We start from the raw sequence: 12,829 nt of genomic DNA, 5'->3' as shown, positions 1-12,829 counted from the left end.
CATGAAGCTGGTGCCCATACATACGCGCAGCGGATGTATGGGGATCCTCCATAGACAGGAACGCGTTGACGACACGCTCTCGCACGATTACCGTGTGACGGCGGGCCTCAATGCCACGCCGGAGTTCCCAAAGACATGATCCTTCGTGTAGCACTGCCACTGGCCCTTGCGCTTTCGGCCACCGTACTCACCAGCACCGCAGCCTGTGCTCAGGCACCCGCCGCACCACCCGCAACCCGCCCGGCACAGCGTCCTGACACCGGCTCCACGGCCGAGCTGAAAGAGAAGACCGTTCCCAGCCCGGACACGCGTCCGCAGAGCATCAAGGACGGCGTCCAGCTTCAGAAGCCGCAGCTTCAGGACTACGTCGCGATGCTCGACAACATCCCGCATCACGCGCCGGCCAAGCCCAAGAAACCGCGCAAGGTGCTGCTGCTGGCGCACGCCGCGGGCTTCGTCCATTCGTCCATCCCGATCGCGGCGGAGACCATCAAGGCTATGGGCGAGGCGACCGGCGCGTACAGCACCACCATCACCTTTGATCCCGCAGATATCAACGCCGCGAACCTCGCAAACTATGACCTGATCTTCCTCGACAGCACCACGCTCAACTTCCTGGATGACCCGAAGGACGCAGCCGCGACCGAAGCGCGCAAGAAGGCGCTGCTCGACTTCGTCCGCGGCGGCAAAGGCCTCGCTGGGATTCACGCAGCGGGTGACTCATACCACACGTCACCGCCCCGCGGATCGACCGACGCACCCACCGGCACATGGCAGGACTTCGACACCATGATCGGCGGCTACTTCAAGTTCCACTGGCTCTTCCCGCAGCCCATCACCGTGAAGATCGACGACCCGAAGAGCCCCATCACCGCCATGTTCCACGGCCAGGAGTTCACCGTGCATGACGAGATCTACACCTTCGTGCAGGACTCCTTCTCACGCAAGCGCGTGCACGTCCTCACCAGCCTCGACTACGCCAAGATGAGCGACGTCGACAAGGCGAAGGAGACGGCCGCAACCAAACGCACCGACGGCGACTACGCTCTGAGCTGGATCCGCCACGAAGGCAAAGGCCGCGTCTTCTATGAGGCCCTCGGCCACAGCGAACACATCTACGCCACGACACCCATCATGGAACACGTCCTCGCAGGCATCCAGTACGCCCTCGGCGACCTGCCGGCAGACGACAGTCCAAGCGTTAAGTAGCATGACGAAGCCAAACGCCCCACCCTTTGCAAGCAAAGGGTGGGGCGTTGTCCTTAAGCGCTCCGGTTGGAAGTGCTACGAAATCTTCTGCAGATACCCAAGAATCTCAGGATTCGTCCACAACTGCGGTCCGATGAACTTCCGGCGGATCATCCCGCCTCGGTCGATCAGGAAGGTCTCCGGCGGACGCACCGATCCGTACTTCAGGTTCACGCCCTCCATGCCCGTCCGGATGCTGAGGATGCTCATGTCGTACTGCTTCAGGAACTTCGCGTAGGCAACTGGATCGTCGTCGATGGAGACGGCCAGCACCTGGATGTCCGGCCGCGCCTTCTGCAGGGCCTGCAGGCTGGGCAATTCGTCGATGCACGGCGCGCACCAGGTAGCCCAGAAGTTAAGGACGACAACCTTGCCGCGGAACTGGCTCAGGCGCACGGTCTGCTGTCCGTCCTGGACGGTGAACTCGGGCGCGGTCTCCGCAATCTGTTGCGGATGGTCGCCACGATTGCAGCCCGTCAACAACAGGGCAGCGGCTAAAGCAAAACGCAGCGTCGCAGAAACTCTCACGCTTCCTATAATACGGAGGCGCATGCCAGACGAGTCGAGCAGTTCCCAACCCGAGCACCAGAGCACCGATCGCGTCACCCCCGCGCCGGACCTTGACCTCCGTTTTGACGGCAGCCCCACCGCCGCAGCCCTGCGCCGGACCGCTCCCGTCGTTCACCTTGAGGAGGACGAGCCGTCCACGCACCCCCTCACCGTCCTGATCCCCGCCCGGAACGAGGCGCACAACCTCCCAGGCTGCCTCAAATCGCTGCTCGACCAGTCCGAACCAGGCTTCCAGTTGGGGGAGCACTGGCACATTTTTGTGATCGACGATAATTCGGCGGATGAATCGATTCAAATCGTGCAGAAACTCGCAGAAAACCACCCCGGATTGCATGTTTTACAGGCACCTCCGCTGAAATCCAGCGGCAGCGGATTCACCGGAAAAAACGCCGCACTCTGGTTCGGAGCATCACAGCCTTTGGCTCACACAGCGAAATGGCTCCTCTTCACCGACGCCGACACCCTCCACGAACCAGGCAGCACCAGCCGCGCCATCGTCGAAGCAGAACGCCACGATTTAACGATGCTGAGCTACTCGCCACGCCAGCTCGTAGCAAACTTCGTGCAGCGCGCGCTGATGCCGCTGATCTTCTCGGAGCTCGCAAGCACCTATCCACCGAAGAAAGTAAGCGACCCATCCAGCCCCATAGCAGCAGCCAACGGCCAGTTCCTGCTCGTCCGCAGGCAGGCCTACTTCGACGTGGGCGGTCACATGGCCGTAGCATCTTCCGTGCTCGAAGACGTCGCACTCGCCAAGCTGCTGAAGCGCCGCCACACCATCCGACTGCGCTACGCACCGGAAGCGGTAAGTGCACGAATGTACGCGTCAACACCGGAGATGATCGAAGGCTGGACGAAGAACCTCGCACTGCTCTTCGGCAATCCGCTGATCATGGCGGCCATCGCCCTACTCAACTTCGTTCTGCTGCTTGGCCTGCCGCTGCTGCCCCTCCTGATGCCGAACCTTGTGGTCTGGCAGGCGCTGGCCATCTTCATCGTCTGGCTGCGTGTGCTCCTGCGCTACTTCTCGCGCGTCGGCCGTTCCCACGCGCCCTTCCTCGACCGCATCCTCACGGTGATCGCACTGCCACTCTTCGCAGCTTTGTTGATCCGCTCATGGCAGATGGTCAAGATCGCGAAGGCCGTCACGTGGAAGGGCCGCGAGTACACGACTTAGCGACTCTTAACGCCTTACACTCATCCAATAAGACGATGATTTATCTGACACGCAAAGCCGAGTTCTCCTCCGCCCACTTCTATCGCAATCCCGCTTGGAGCGAAGAGAAGAATCGCGAAGTCTTTGGCAAGTGCGCCAATACGAATGGGCACGGCCACAACTACACGCTTGAGGTTACGGTGGGCGGCGAGGTCGATCCCGTCACCGGCTTCGTCGTGGACCTGAAGCTGTTGAAGGACATCCTAGAGCAGGAGGTGGTCAGCGTCTATGACCATCGCCACCTAAACCACGAGGTGCCGGAGTTTGCGAACGTCGTGCCCACGACCGAGAACATCGCAGTGGCCATCTGGCGCCGGCTCGATGGGAAGATACCGAACGCCAAGTTGCAGCGGGTGCGCGTCTATGAGATGGACGATCTCTTCGCAGACTTCTACGGCGAGGGCTTGAACGATGGGATCTCGGACACAGCAGCCCCGGAGCTGGTAGCGTAATGCCAATCGCACACTTCACACGCCGCTACCGCCTTTCCGCATCGCACCGGTTGCATGCGCCGAGCCTGAATGATCAGCAAAACCGGGATACCTACGGCAAGTGCAACAACCCGTACGGCCACGGTCACAACTACTTCGTTGAAGTCACAGTGGCAGGACCCATCGATCCCGAGACAGGCTTTGTTGTCGATATGCCTAAGCTCGATGCACTCGCGAAGCGGGAACTCATCGATCGCTTCGACGCGCAGCACATGAACGCGGATCCGGTCTTTAACGGCGACTTCGTGCCGTCGACCGAGAACCTCGGCATCGAGGTCGAGCGCGTCTTCCGTCGCGCGGTTCCGCTGCTCGATCCCACGTGCCAATTGCGGCTGCATCGGATCCGCATCGAAGAGACGAAGAACAACAGCTTTGACCTACTGGCGCCTGGCCAGATCGATGCCTTGATCCCGCACGAACAGCATGCTCTGCAACCGATCGCCTAGCCGCGCGTCTGAAGAAAGAAGCCATGAAAGATAGTCGACTGGAAACGAACACGGCCGTTGCAGAACCGCAAGTCACTCTGAACGACGCGACTACCGCGGAGCTTTACAGGGAATTGCTGCTGCGCATCGGTGAAAACCCCGAGCGCGACGGCCTGCTGAAAACGCCCGAACGTATGGAGAAGGCGATGACCTTCCTGACGCACGGGTACGAGCAGAGCGCTACGGACATCCTGCGCGGCGCGCTCTTCGACGTCGACTATGACGAGATGGTAATCGTCCGTGACATCGAGTTCTACTCGCTCTGCGAGCACCACATGCTGCCGTTCTTCGGCAAAGCGCATATCGCTTATATCCCAAAAGGAAAGGTCATCGGCCTTAGTAAGGTCGCGCGTCTGGTCGATGTCTTCGCACGGCGCCTGCAAGTGCAGGAACGTATGACTCGCGAGATCGCCGATGCAGTCGTCGAAGCTATCCACCCAATGGGAGTGGCCGTCATTCTTGAGGCGCAGCACCTCTGCATGATGATGCGCGGAGTAGAGAAGCAGGGAAGCATGACGTCAACGTCAGCGATGCTTGGCTGCTTCCGCGAGAGCGCACAGACACGCAACGAATTCCTGTCGCTCATCCGCAGGCCCGGCGGCTTCTAGTGCTTCGCACCGTCCTCGACGCGCTACCGCGCGTGTATTCATGAGTGCGGAATCTGTTCGTAGCCGTCTCCAGGACGGGCCTAGCCGACTGCAAGCAACGGCAAGCCATCACGAGATGGTGCGATCGGTGGTCTAATCGAAGACTGCAATGAATGGACTCCTGATCTTCGATAAGCCCTCCGGTCTCACCTCGCACGATGTTGTCTCCCTCGTACGTCGCGCCACAGGCGAAAAGTCTGTCGGCCACCTTGGCACCCTTGATCCGATGGCAACGGGCGTGTTGCCGCTGATGCTGGGCAAGTGGACTCGGCTAGCGCAGTTCTTCGGTGCTGCTGAGAAGCAATACACCGGCACAATCCGATTCGGCTTCGCTACCGACACCTACGACGCGGAGGGAGTACCTGCAGGCGATCCGCAATCACTGGATTGCAATCTGGAAAGATTGCGCGAACTGAGCGCCGGCTTCCACGGCACGATCGATCAGGTACCGCCCGTTTTCTCTGCGAAGAAGATCGGTGGCGTGCCTGCGCACAAGCTCGCTAGGCAGGGCAAGGAAGTGCCTGTAAAGCCCGCGCGCATTACGATCCACGGCTTTGAGCTGACATCGCTCGAGGGCGATAGGGCATCGTTTACGATGCACGTCTCGGCGGGCGGTTACGTGCGATCCGTCGCGCATGAGCTTGGTCAGTTAGCTGGATGCGGCGCGCACCTGAGCGCGCTACGCCGCGTGCAGGCCGGACCGTTTACGTTGGCCGATGCGATCACACGCGAGCAACTGATCGACGCAGCCAACGCCGGCACCATCGAGGCACTGTTGCCGCATGCTCGTACGGTGCTGCCAGAGATGCCGTCGGTGACGGCCGATGAAGGTTCGCAGAACAAGCTACGCAACGGGATGGCCGTCAACCTGCCGGAGTTCTCCGACGCGCCGCTGATTCGCATCTTCAAGGACCGCAACGAACTGTTGGGTATCGGCCGCCGTGTGGCCGGCACGCTCATTCAGCCGTTTGTGAACCTGGCCTAGGGAAGTAGCTCACTTCTTCAACAGCGGTTTGATCAGTCCAAAGATGTTCTTCGATACCTGCTTGCAGCCCTGCGCTGTGGGGTGGATGCCGTCTTGCTGGATACTCCCTGGGACACCATAGACGTCCTGCAGGACAAAGGGCAGCAGTGGCACATGGTACTTCTTTGCGAGCAGCGTATAGGTCTCGTTGAAGGACTTGATGTAGGGCTGACTGTACTGCGGCGGCAGCGTGATACCGGCCATGGCTACCTGCGTGCCGCTGCTCTGTAGCTTATTGACGATGCTGTCCAGGTTGGTACGCGAACTCGCCACCGGTACGCCACGCAGCCCGTCGTTTCCGCCGAATTCGACGACGACGATAGCAGGTTTCAGTGCCAGCACCCGCTCCACGCGCGCGAGGCCATCCTTCGTGGTGTCGCCGCTGATACCCATGTTCACGACGCGGTAGCGGTAACCGGCTTTGTCCAGGTCGCGTTGCAGGTCAGCGGGGTAGCTGCTTTCCATATCCACGCCGTAGCCAGCCGTCAGACTATCGCCAAAGGCGGCAATGACGGGGCGGCTGTCTGTCGCCGTCGGAGCATTCGGTGTGACGGTTGGTGTGTGTGAGGTCATGGATCCCAAGGGGGTGGCGCCTCCGTCGGTGCTGTCGGTGGGGCGTTCGTGACGTTCGGCTTCGCAACCTGAGATCGCCAGCACAGCGCATACCGTCAACATCGCGGCCAGTAAGCGGCTGTGCCGCGGAAGGTGGCGCTGTATCATCGTGCTCAATCCGGAACAATCTCTCAACATCATCCGTCCAACGTAGCAAAGTTCCTGAAAGCGAGTTCGAGCCTGAGTCCCGACACCCAAACTGCCAGCAGTGCCGCACCCAGTATTCGTGTGGCGGGCCTTCGCAAGTCGATCCGCAATGGCCCACGCACCGTCGAAATCCTGCGCGGCATTACGTTTGATGTCAGCGCGGGCGAGTTTGTCGCTATCGTCGGCTCGTCGGGTTCGGGCAAGAGCACGTTGCTGGGCCTGTTGGCGGGACTGGACACGCCGACCGAGGGCAATGTCACGCTGCAGGGCACTGCCATCAGCTATCTACCGGAAGACAAGCTGGCCGAGGTCCGGGGCAAGCTGATTGGCTTTGTCTTTCAAAGCTACCAATTGATTCCGACGTTGACGGCGCTTGAGAACGTGCTCTTGCCCCATGAGCTGAACGCTCCATCGAAGGAGCAGGCAGCGGGCATCGCCCGTGCGAAGGACCTGCTTGCAGCCGTCGGCTTGTCGGAACGGGCCGACCACTACCCCGTGCAGCTTTCGGGCGGAGAGCAGCAGCGCGTGGCGTTGGCACGAGCATTCATCCTGCGGCCACCCATTGTGCTGGCCGACGAACCTACCGGCAATCTGGATACGCACAATGGCGCGCACATTATGGAACTGCTGTTGGACCTGAACCGCCGCGAAGGCACGACGCTGGTGCTGGTCACGCACGATCCGGCAGTTGCCGCGCACGCGACACGGGTGCTAACCGTCCGCGATGGCGAAGTGATCTCCGATATCTATAAGACACCGGAGCAGGTGTAGGCGGTGGCCGCGCTCTCATGGACTACGGCAGCCCGCATCGCTTCGCGCGAGCTGCGATCGTCACGCGGAAAGTTCTTCTTTGTCATCCTGTCGGTTGCGATTGGGGTTGCGGCCCTGACGGGCGTGCGAGGATTCTCATCGGCATTTCGGCAGACACTGCTGGTGCGTGCTCGCTCTATCCTTGCCGGTGACCTTTCGGCACGCATGTTTCAACAGCCGGACGCCTCGCAGATTGCGAAGCTGGATGCCCTGAAGACCGGCGGCGTCCGCATGACGCCTATTACAGAAATGGCCGGCATGGCGACTGCGGCCAACTCGCTTGATCCGCTGCTGGTTGCGCTCAAGGCGATCGACACCTCGGCTTATCCGTTTTATGGCGTGGTCGATCTGAAGCCATCTATGCCGCTGACGCAGGCCGTCGGAGGAGACAACGTTGCGGTCGGTGAAGACCTGCTGATTCGCCTGAAGCTGCATACGGGTGACCGCATCCAGCTTGGCGATGCGAAGCTGCGCATCTCGTCGATCGTGTTGAGCGAGCCGGATCGTCTCTCCGGATCGTTCGCTGCGGGGCCGCGCATCCTACTGACGCAGGACCAGTTGGAGAGTACACACCTGCTGGCGCCGGGTTCGCGTGCCGGGCAGCGTTACCTCTTCAAGCTGCCGGTGAAGAACGACCGCGATGTGGTGCGGCTGAAGGCGCAGCTTGAGACGATCCTGCCGGAGTCGCAGGTGACGGACTATCGCGAGACGAATCCTGCCATCACCATGGCGCTTGATCGTGCGACGGGCGTGCTGTCCTTGGTATCGCTGGTAGCGCTTGTGCTGGGAGCTGTGGGTGTCGCCATGGCGATGCGCACACACCTGTTACAGCGCATGGATTCCATCGCCATCATGAAGTCGTTGGGCGCTCGGTCATCGCACATTCTGCGCATCTACCTGCTGCAGACGCTGCTGCTTGGTCTGCTGGGTGGTGTCGTTGGCGTGGTGCTTGGTGTTGGCGTGCAACTGGTGCTGCCGCTGCTGCTGGCGAAGTTGCTGGGCGTTACGCCGGAGCTGCACATTGCGGCATCGGCGATCTTTGCGGGACTTGCCACCGGATTGCTGACCACGCTGCTGTTCACCATGCCGCCACTGCTGGATATCCGCAACGTGCGGCCTATCCTCATTCTGCGCCGCACGGTGGATGATGCAGGCGATGGCAGCGCAGTAAGTGGCTTTCTTGCAAAGATCCGTCGCTCCGGCGCGCAGATCGTTGCGGGCATCCTTATCCTTGTCGGCATCACGTTAATTGCGACGACGCTGTCGGACTCGAAGGCAGTCGGCCGCGTCTTTACGGGCGGGTTGGCTGCGGTGCTGCTGGTTCTGCTGATCACTTCGACGCTGGTTCTTGCCGGGTTGCGCGTGCTCCTGCGCGGAACGCGTTCTTCCCTGACACCGGTTGTGCGCCATGGACTTGCGAACTTGTATCGGCCCGGCAATCCTTCCGCGGCGTTGCTGGCTGCAGTTGGGCTTGGTGTGATGCAGATTGCCAGCGTCTTCTTTCTGTCGCATGCGCTCATCAAGGAACTGAAGCTGTCCACACAACCGACGTTACCGAACGTCTTCCTCATCGACATCTCACCCAGTGAGATCGACGGTGTGCGTGCGTTGTTGAAGACGCAGCCGTCGGTGCGAGGGGAAGCGGAGATGCTGCCGGTCATCGCTTCGCGCATCTTGTCCGTTAACGGAACGCCCGCGGCCGACCTGAAGCTGCAGAACTTTCCCAAGCGCATGCTGCAGTCGATTTCGATCACGTGGACCGACAACTTTCCGCCGGGCACGAAGGTCGTTCGCGGTGCCTTCTGGCAGCCGGGCGAGCCGCTTGCGAAGCTTGCTATCGGGCAGCGTATGGCGCAGAGGCTTGGCGTTGATGTTGGATCGCACATCTTGTTTGCTGCACCCGGCGATCCCGACCATCCGGTAGACGCAACGGTGGCGGCCATCATCAAATCCGATGGCCAGCATGCTTTTTCGCGCGCGGAGTTTCTGTTGCCACGTACACCGCTCGCGTCGTTGCCCACGGTCTGGTACGGCGGTGTGCATGCAAACCCCGATCAGGTGGGCGAACTGCAGAGGGCTTTGTACGCGAAGTATCCCACGGTTACCGTCATCAACGTGGCGCAGGCTATGGAGACGCTGCGTGGTGTGCTGTTGCAGGTGTCGCTGGTCGTGCAGTTCCTCGCGGGCTTCTCAATCTTTGCGGGACTTGTGATTCTTGCCAGTGCCATCGCTGGCACGCGGTACCGGCGCATTCGCGAGGTTGTCGTCCTCAAGACCTTGGGAGCCACGCGATCACGCATCGCCGCGATCTTCTCGATTGAGTTTGCAACGCTGGGCCTTATCGCTGGATTTGTCGGCCTGATCTTTGCGAACCTGACGACGCGAATCGTTCTGCGACAGCTCGACCTCGACTATCACTTCCTGACGTTGATCAATGTGTGCGCGCTTCTAGGCGTTGCACTGCTTACGGTTGCGACAGGATGGCTTGCCAGCTTTCGTGTCCTTGGTCAAAAGCCCTTGGAAGTACTGCGCGAGGAGTAACTGGCTCCCTTTTCCTTATGGACTTTTGATGACTTCCTTACGGCTTTCTTAGGGCCCTAAAGCCTAGCATTCGTTATGGCGCTGCTGGATTTACAACCCCCGGCGGCGCTGAACGGAGAAGTATGCGAAGCACAAAGATTTCCACGCTGGCGCTCTACGCAACCGTAGCGACGACCGCAGCATTTCTGCAGTACCCCATCAACATGCAGGCACAGACGGCCGTCAACCAGATGAGTAGCTCTGTAGTGTCTACGGACGTCTTGGATGGTTCATCCGATGTGGTTGAAGGCAAACCGCCGCAGGGCGGTGCCGCCGCGGGCGAGGCCCCCTCTTCCGGTGGCAACTTCTTTCGTCGCCTTGGTCATTTTTATGGGCAGGACTGGGCCGGTACAGCGCCGGCGACTCCGCCAGCTGTTCGCCGCGCATTGGATGCACCGCTAGACTCGGCGCCCTTTCCCAGCTCCGATTGGGGCTATGGCGGATCGCCACTGCTCGGTGTCCCCGACTCCAACGTATATCCGTTGATGACGGCCCTGAAGTTACAGAACTCGCGGACAAAGATCTATGGATGGATCGCACCAAGCTTCAATGCGAGCACGTCGGGATCGAATAATTTTCCTGTGTCTTATGATGTCTTTCCGAATAGCGTTGTCTTGAATCAGGCCGTCATCTATGTGGAGCGCCTGCCAGACACGGTACAGAAGAAACACTTCGACTTCGGCTACCACTTCACAGCGCTCTACGGTAATGACTACCGCTTCACGACGGCGAAGGATTACTTCAGTCAGCAACTGCTGCAAAAGAATCGTCGTTACGGCTTTGATCCGGTACTGGAATATGCGGACCTTTACTTCCCCGTGAAGGAAGGCCTCAATATCCGGATTGGTCGCTTCCTGTCCGTTCCGGGCATAGAAGCGCAGCTGGCGCCCAATAACTACAACATGACGCACTCATTGCTTTATACGATCGATCCCTTCACGGACACGGGCATCATTGGGACGTTGAAGCTGAGTAAGCAGTGGCTGGTGCAACTCGGAGTGTCTGCGGGGCATGACGTGGCGATCTGGTCAGATGATCGAAAAGCTTCGGGCATCGCGTGTCTCAACTATTCGACGAAGACGAACCATGACAACTTCTATGCATGTGCCAACGGCATCAACGATGGAAAGTACGCGTACAACAACCTGCAGGACTACGACATGACCTGGTACCACCGCTTCAATGCCAAGTGGCACATGGCAACGGAGGCCTGGTACATGTATCAGCGCGAAGTACCTAACGTGGCAGGCAATGTAGCCAACCCTGTGCCGACCGAGACGGGCGCCAATGGTGCGAAGTGTGCAGCCGGCCAACTGCGTTGTACGGCACCGGAGTACGCGATCGTGAACTATATCAATCGTGAGATCAACTCGAAGCTGGCTGTGGGTTTCCGCTCGGACCTTCTGAACGACAAGAAGGGACAGCGCACAGGTATTGCAGGCAAGTACACCGAGAACACTTTGTACGCGACGAAGTACATCGGCAGCACGATCGTGCTTCGTCCCGAAATCCGCTTTGATCATTCCTGGGACATGCGGGGCTACAACAACGGCACGGCTCGCAACCAGTTCTTCGTGGGCGCGGACCTCATCTACAAGTTCTAGTCGAGAGGTCAGGAGCGCCGGCACCCAGGCTCTCCTGTCTCTTTTCATGTCGCCGCGACGCTCACTCGCACACGATAGTTATGGCGGCGCTAGGTCTGCTACTAACACTGGAGAAAGCCATGATGTCAGGTCTTATTTTCGTCGACATCCTCGCATACGGCGGAGCGGCACTTGGAGTCGTTCTTTTGTACCTGGCCGGAGCCATGCTACTGCGTCCTGATTGCGCGGCGCCCTGTCTTTCCGTCCTCATCGAACGGGAACGTGCCCTGGAATGCGTACAGGAAGGGAGCTTTAATGCCAGCCGTGCGCGTGCCTGCGGCAGCCTCTTCCTGATGTTCGCGTCTTTCTTCGCCGTCTGTATCGTTCGTGCCCTTCAGCGTCCGTAGGAGAGTCCCGATGCCCAACGAAAAACTGCATAAGACTTCGGCGATCAAGCGTGGCGTTGGCGATCGTATCTTTCTTGCCTTCGCAGGAAGGCGGCATCGTTCGGACCGTGTCGACTTTCCCGAAAAAGCAGATCTACGAGCAGAGCTCCTCGGCATTCTGTTGTTGACTGCGGTCGCCGGCATGATCGTCGTTGTCTTGTGGCGATATCTCACCGAAGCCTATTAGGTCGCCAACATGAGTGTGCCCGGGAGGCATATATGTTCCAAAGATTTGAAATGCAGCAGGACTGGACTCATCTCGCAGCGTGGGCCGGCGTTGAATCGACGGTGGCTACCATCGCATCGATCGAGTCAATGGCTTCGCTAAGACACCAGCAGAGAAGCGTTAAATTCCACCCCGTGGTCAGGATCTCCCCCACAACATCGCGTCGGGAGATCGTCTGGATGCGCGAGGGGTTAGTGCCGTCCTACGCGTGCGATGAGCGTGGTGCAGAGCAGCGTTCCGAAGCGCATGCGGAAGCGATGACGTGCGACTCGTGCTTCCGTAGCGCCTTTCGTCGTCGCCGCTGCGTCATACCAGCCACTGTGCTGCACGAACGCCGTCACCTCTCGACGGAGATCGAGCAGCAGTGTTCCTTCGCGCTTGAATGTGGCGGTCTATTCGGGATTGCAGGTGTGTGGGAGACGTGGACCAACGATCAGGGGCACGCTGTCGAGAGCTTTGCCATCGTGACGGCACTTGTAACGCCGATCTTGAGCACGCTCTTCGAACGGCTGCCCGTAGCGCTGACGGATGCGGCGGATCTGGATCGCTGGCTTCGCATCGCGAAAGAGGAGGGGAAGGAACCTGTCGACCTCATGCGACCACTGTCCTCTGCGCAACTTCGAAATTGGAAGATGATGCCCGGTCCTGTGGACATGCACCTGGAACTTGCCGGGGTGCGGCCTCAAACAGAACGGACCGTGGCCTGATCGGGCCACAGTCCGTTCGTTGCAAGCGACAAAGTGC

General features: G+C 59.8%; 14 protein-coding genes. 12 read left to right on the top strand and 2 right to left on the bottom strand.

From position 1 onward, the window contains the following. The first annotated feature begins 135 nt into the window (after positions 1-135). On the top strand, positions 136-1,209 hold the full coding sequence (locus tag TERRO_RS11185) for a ThuA domain-containing protein (protein WP_014786108.1): 1,074 nt from the start codon (positions 136-138) through the stop codon (positions 1,207-1,209). Between the two features lie 75 nt (positions 1,210-1,284). Here the strand turns inward: TERRO_RS11185 and TERRO_RS11180 are convergent, their stop codons facing one another. Beyond that, positions 1,285-1,776, bottom strand: coding sequence for a TlpA family protein disulfide reductase (locus TERRO_RS11180; protein ID WP_245536067.1), 492 nt, complete (start codon positions 1,774-1,776; stop codon positions 1,285-1,287). A gap of 22 nt (positions 1,777-1,798) precedes the next feature. On the opposite strand from TERRO_RS11180, the gene TERRO_RS11175 reads away from it, so the two are divergent. The 5 genes from TERRO_RS11175 to truB all read left to right on the top strand — a co-directional run bounded on the left by TERRO_RS11175 (position 1,799) and on the right by truB (position 5,642). Continuing rightward, complete coding sequence (locus TERRO_RS11175) at positions 1,799-2,995, top strand: glycosyltransferase family 2 protein (protein ID WP_014786106.1); 1,197 nt, start codon at positions 1,799-1,801, stop codon at positions 2,993-2,995. A gap of 35 nt (positions 2,996-3,030) precedes the next feature. After that, a complete protein-coding gene (locus tag TERRO_RS11170; protein WP_014786105.1) occupies positions 3,031-3,486 on the top strand; it encodes a 6-pyruvoyl trahydropterin synthase family protein in 456 nt (151 codons plus the stop codon). Beyond that, positions 3,486-3,971, top strand: a complete 486-nt coding sequence (locus tag TERRO_RS11165; protein WP_014786104.1) for a 6-carboxytetrahydropterin synthase — start codon at positions 3,486-3,488, stop codon at positions 3,969-3,971. The genes TERRO_RS11170 and TERRO_RS11165 overlap by 1 nt, the downstream gene beginning before the upstream one ends. Positions 3,972-3,994: 23 nt before the next feature. After that, positions 3,995-4,618 (top strand): GTP cyclohydrolase I FolE, encoded by a 624-nt coding sequence (folE, locus tag TERRO_RS11160; protein ID WP_014786103.1) that lies wholly within the window; start codon positions 3,995-3,997, stop codon positions 4,616-4,618. A gap of 148 nt (positions 4,619-4,766) precedes the next feature. Further along, entirely contained in the window at positions 4,767-5,642 is an 876-nt protein-coding gene (truB, locus tag TERRO_RS11155; protein WP_014786102.1) for a tRNA pseudouridine(55) synthase TruB, read from the top strand. Positions 5,643-5,651: 9 nt separating this feature from the next. Here the strand turns inward: truB and TERRO_RS11150 are convergent, their stop codons facing one another. Continuing rightward, positions 5,652-6,356 (bottom strand): arylesterase, encoded by a 705-nt coding sequence (locus tag TERRO_RS11150; protein WP_014786101.1) that lies wholly within the window; start codon positions 6,354-6,356, stop codon positions 5,652-5,654. A 165-nt stretch (positions 6,357-6,521) separates the two neighbouring features. Here TERRO_RS11150 and TERRO_RS11145 point away from each other — a divergent pair, with 165 nt between their 5' ends. From TERRO_RS11145 to TERRO_RS11120, 6 genes are all read left to right on the top strand, one after another. Then, positions 6,522-7,211: an ABC transporter ATP-binding protein gene (locus TERRO_RS11145; RefSeq protein ID WP_014786100.1), complete on the top strand. Its 690-nt coding sequence runs from the start codon at positions 6,522-6,524 to the stop codon at positions 7,209-7,211. Positions 7,212-7,214: 3 nt separating this feature from the next. After that, a complete protein-coding gene (locus TERRO_RS11140; RefSeq protein WP_014786099.1) occupies positions 7,215-9,791 on the top strand; it encodes an ABC transporter permease in 2,577 nt (858 codons plus the stop codon). A gap of 122 nt (positions 9,792-9,913) precedes the next feature. Further along, positions 9,914-11,434: an outer membrane beta-barrel protein gene (locus tag TERRO_RS11135; RefSeq protein WP_014786098.1), complete on the top strand. Its 1,521-nt coding sequence runs from the start codon at positions 9,914-9,916 to the stop codon at positions 11,432-11,434. Between the two features lie 119 nt (positions 11,435-11,553). After that, entirely contained in the window at positions 11,554-11,820 is a 267-nt protein-coding gene (locus TERRO_RS11130) for a hypothetical protein (RefSeq protein ID WP_014786097.1), read from the top strand. Between the two features lie 10 nt (positions 11,821-11,830). Further along, positions 11,831-12,046 (top strand): hypothetical protein, encoded by a 216-nt coding sequence (locus tag TERRO_RS11125; RefSeq protein ID WP_014786096.1) that lies wholly within the window; start codon positions 11,831-11,833, stop codon positions 12,044-12,046. A 32-nt stretch (positions 12,047-12,078) separates the two neighbouring features. After that, the gene (locus TERRO_RS11120; protein ID WP_014786095.1) at positions 12,079-12,792 is read left to right on the top strand and encodes an SOS response-associated peptidase family protein; all 714 of its coding nucleotides are present in this window, start codon (positions 12,079-12,081) and stop codon (positions 12,790-12,792) included. Positions 12,793-12,829: the final 37 nt, after the last annotated feature.

Origin of the sequence: Terriglobus roseus DSM 18391, from assembly GCF_000265425.1 — a bacterium.
GTDB lineage: Bacteria > Acidobacteriota > Terriglobia > Terriglobales > Acidobacteriaceae > Terriglobus > Terriglobus roseus.
Note: the sequence above shows the minus strand (reverse complement) of the source record. Positions and strands in the feature narration are given on the sequence as shown.

What these genes read in the sequence shown, in the direction of transcription:
- TERRO_RS11135 (WP_014786098.1), top strand. Translation starts at nt 9,914, where the DNA reads ATGCGAAGCACAAAGATTTCCACGCTGGCGCTCTACGCAACCGTAGCG.
- TERRO_RS11130 (WP_014786097.1), top strand. Translation starts at nt 11,554, where the DNA reads ATGATGTCAGGTCTTATTTTCGTCGACATCCTCGCATACGGCGGAGCG.
- TERRO_RS11170 (WP_014786105.1), top strand. Translation starts at nt 3,031, where the DNA reads ATGATTTATCTGACACGCAAAGCCGAGTTCTCCTCCGCCCACTTCTAT.
- TERRO_RS11120 (WP_014786095.1), top strand. Translation starts at nt 12,079, where the DNA reads ATGTTCCAAAGATTTGAAATGCAGCAGGACTGGACTCATCTCGCAGCG.
- TERRO_RS11165 (WP_014786104.1), top strand. Translation starts at nt 3,486, where the DNA reads ATGCCAATCGCACACTTCACACGCCGCTACCGCCTTTCCGCATCGCAC.
- folE (WP_014786103.1), top strand. Translation starts at nt 3,995, where the DNA reads ATGAAAGATAGTCGACTGGAAACGAACACGGCCGTTGCAGAACCGCAA.
- TERRO_RS11150 (WP_014786101.1), bottom strand. Translation starts at nt 6,356, where the DNA reads ATGTTGACGGTATGCGCTGTGCTGGCGATCTCAGGTTGCGAAGCCGAA.
- TERRO_RS11175 (WP_014786106.1), top strand. Translation starts at nt 1,799, where the DNA reads ATGCCAGACGAGTCGAGCAGTTCCCAACCCGAGCACCAGAGCACCGAT.
- TERRO_RS11185 (WP_014786108.1), top strand. Translation starts at nt 136, where the DNA reads ATGATCCTTCGTGTAGCACTGCCACTGGCCCTTGCGCTTTCGGCCACC.
- TERRO_RS11125 (WP_014786096.1), top strand. Translation starts at nt 11,831, where the DNA reads ATGCCCAACGAAAAACTGCATAAGACTTCGGCGATCAAGCGTGGCGTT.
- truB (WP_014786102.1), top strand. Translation starts at nt 4,767, where the DNA reads ATGAATGGACTCCTGATCTTCGATAAGCCCTCCGGTCTCACCTCGCAC.